Source organism: Acrocarpospora macrocephala (assembly GCF_009687865.1).
Taxonomy (GTDB): Bacteria; Actinomycetota; Actinomycetes; order Streptosporangiales; family Streptosporangiaceae; genus Acrocarpospora; species Acrocarpospora macrocephala.
In genome coordinates this window covers 1-1,447 of record NZ_BLAE01000160.1, presented here as the reverse complement: position 1 = coordinate 1,447, position 1,447 = coordinate 1, and the positions used below count along the sequence as shown (strand labels likewise).

1 protein-coding gene is annotated in these 1,447 nt (G+C 69.3%); it reads right to left on the bottom strand.

The window, feature by feature from the left end; genetic code table 11:
• Positions 1-3 precede the first annotated feature (3 nt).
• Positions 4-1,407 (bottom strand): IS701 family transposase, encoded by a 1,404-nt coding sequence (locus tag Amac_RS53415; RefSeq protein ID WP_218041821.1) that lies wholly within the window; start codon positions 1,405-1,407, stop codon positions 4-6.
• Positions 1,408-1,447 lie beyond the last annotated feature (40 nt).

Sequence of the window (1,447 nt, the reverse complement as noted above, 5' to 3'; positions counted from 1 at the left end):
TCGCTAGCTGACCAGGGCATAGTCGCGCTTCAACCGTGCACGTTGATGGAACCAGCCGGATCGTGCCTGGTGGCGGCGTCGCCAGTAAAGCCATCGCGCGGTGTGCCCGGGCGGCTTGGGATGATGAAGCGCCTCGGCGAGCAGACCCTTGATCGCGGGAACGGTGAGCGGGATGAGCCCGGGATCGGCGGGCGGGGCCTGGCAGGGGGACACCGGGGCGCAGGCCCGGCCGTCCGTGCGATCCCGCAGTTTGGCGGCGGCGACCGCGCAGACGGCCAGGGCCGCCATCACCAAGACCAGATGCCGCAGGATCGCGGTGTACAGGCGCGCCTGGCACTGATCCAGGCCGAAGCAGTCTTTGGCCAGCTCGAAGCACTCCTCTACCGGCCATCTCAGCCCGGCGGCACGGATCAGCCGGGTCCGGGCCGGCGGGCGTCCCTCGGGCACGTAGCACCAGTGGAAGGCCAGTTCCCCGCTCTTCAGATGGCGGCGGATCAGCAGGTGATGCCGGGGCGAGGCGGTCGCCAAGTAGGCCCAGGCGTACCAGCGCTCGCCTTTGGAGCCTTTGCCGGCGGAGCGGACCTCCCACCGGCGGTGGTCTTTCAGCAGGCGCCGCACGGCCTGGGCGCAGGTGAGCCGCAGTCCGGGGGCGAGGGTGATCATGAATGTGGAGGGGACTCGCAGCACATGGGCCTGCTCGTGCTGCTCCAGGAACCGCCGCAGCCCGGTGCAGGACCCATACACCTCATCTCCGCACACGAAGTCGAACCGGACGCCGTCGGCGAAGGCGTCGGCCAGGATCTGTGCGGCCAGTTCCCCTTTGGTGTGAAAGTCCAGGCCGGGCGGCAGCCCCATGGCCTTCGACCTTTCCGGATCCGTGATCTGCTCGCGCGGGATCCATTGCCGGGCGCCGATCAGCGCGTGCCCGGCCCGTTCGCGCACGTAGGAAAGGTGCACGGTGTTGATGCCGTTGGCGACTTTGCCCACGCAGCCCATGTACTGGCGTTTGACTCCCGCGGTCGCCGGGCCCTGCTTCTCCTGGCCGGTCTCGTCCAGCGCCCCGATGGTCATCGCGCCCTTGCGGCGATTGCGGCGGGCCGCCTGGTCCAGACCGTCCGCCGCGAACCGGCGGATCCGGCTCATCGCCTCCGGGGCGTCCCACACGGCACGGTTGAGCAGTCGCTGGGTACGGTCGGGGGCACGGTCGCCGGTGTGCTCGGCGATGGTCCATCCGTTGCGTTTCGGCAGGTCGCTGACCAGCGCGGACAGGTATTTCGCGGCGTGCAGCCAGGTCTGCGTCCGGGCGAAGCACGATCGCAGGGATTCCAGCAGGGCGGCCCGTTCCCGCAGCGCGTGCCCGGCCCCTATCCTGGCAGCAGCAGCCGCCTTCGATTCATTTGTCCTCACAAACACATGATCGTCGGGCGGCTGCGTTGCGTTATACGGG